This is a genomic window from Bradyrhizobium sp. Mp27 (genome assembly GCF_029953005.1).
Classification (GTDB): domain Bacteria; phylum Pseudomonadota; class Alphaproteobacteria; order Rhizobiales; family Xanthobacteraceae; genus Bradyrhizobium; species Bradyrhizobium barranii.
Window position 1 is genome coordinate 1 of the sequence record NZ_JASAUS010000568.1, and the last position, 778, is coordinate 778.

Here is a 778-nt window from a genome sequence, read left to right on the forward strand (position 1 = left end):
AAGCTCTTGCCCGGGAAACAAACTCAAACTAACAGTCCCTTGTCCTGCCTCGCGGGTGGAGGAATTTGACTGACCACACCCGGAGGAATTTGAAGTGACCCGCGGGGGCTCAAGCAAAATATCGCCCGCGTTCTCAACCAGGGGATGAGTGACCCGAAGGTCCACCACGGACGTGAGATCGTTGCGCCCAAACTTTTCCCGGAAGGTCTCCCCCTTGATCCGAACCGGACCTCCTGCTCTCAACAGGCCAACTGTTTCGTCACCCAATTGATAGCTGAAGAAGCGCACGGGCCTGGCTGGATCATAGTGAGTGGCGCTATAGCTGCCAGCAACCGTTGCTGCCCGCTCAGCTTTCTTTGATACGAAGTCTGAGTACTCTTGCGGATTAATGGCGATGTTCATGATGTCGCGGCCCAAAAATCTCTGCAGCCCTCGATCGAAGGAACGCTGGTCGATCTCAACAATGGGCGGACCGGAATTCAGATAGTACGCCCTTGTTTCAGATGACGACCCGCCTGGCTCCATACCTGCAAGTGTTTCCGCAAAGCGGGGGCTATCTCCCGGTTCATCAACTTGATTAGCGCTTGTGGATTGGCTGGATGAGCCAACGACTCTGCCATACATCAGATCGCTCTCCTATCGGCAACATTGCACGCGATTGAGCTCATGCTGCGCGTTTCGCGGGATCGTGAGCGCGGATTTCAGGGGATCGTGAGCAGAGATTTCAGACGATCGTGAGCAACGATTTCGCGGGATCGTGAGCAAGGCTTTCGGAGCC

Annotated in this window: 1 pseudogene; it reads right to left on the reverse strand. The window is 55.4% G+C overall.

What is annotated here, in order from left to right:
* Nucleotides 1–624, reverse strand: a pseudogene (locus QJT78_RS51775) (hypothetical protein); the annotation flags it as partial.
* Between the last annotated feature and the right edge of the window lie 154 nt (nucleotides 625–778).